Source organism: Lysinibacillus zambalensis, assembly GCF_040183165.1.
GTDB lineage: Bacteria > Bacillota > Bacilli > Bacillales_A > Planococcaceae > Lysinibacillus > Lysinibacillus zambalensis.
In genome coordinates this window covers 1-330 of the sequence record NZ_JBEGDG010000085.1, presented here as the reverse complement: position 1 = coordinate 330, position 330 = coordinate 1, and the positions used below count along the sequence as shown (strand labels likewise).

The following is a 330-nucleotide window of genomic DNA, read 5'->3' as shown; positions in this document are numbered from 1 at the left end:
GAATCCAAAAACTGGTTCCACGTCAATTTTGCGTTGACGATAAATGGTACTCGTTTTTTCTTCTGAAAGCTTTGCTCGCACATATTCTTTTTGTTGTTCCCACTTCTCATTCACCATTAACTTACGATTATTTCCTTCTTTTGCTTTTGTACACGATGAACGGAGGGGGCATCCGGAACAGTCTTCACATTCGTATACCTTAACCTCACGCGTGAAATCATACTTATCCGTTTTCGTAGTACGATATTTAAACACAAGCTGTTGTTGATTTGGGCAAGTGTATCGATCATGTTCTTTATCATAATCCCAGTTCGCTGTATTGAATTCGTT

1 protein-coding gene is annotated in these 330 nt (G+C 38.8%); it reads right to left on the bottom strand.

Features of this window, described 5'->3' with window-relative positions:
- Nucleotides 1-330, bottom strand: a 330-nt coding sequence (locus ABNX05_RS26175) for a transposase (RefSeq protein ID WP_349662351.1), incomplete at both ends; no start/stop codon positions are given.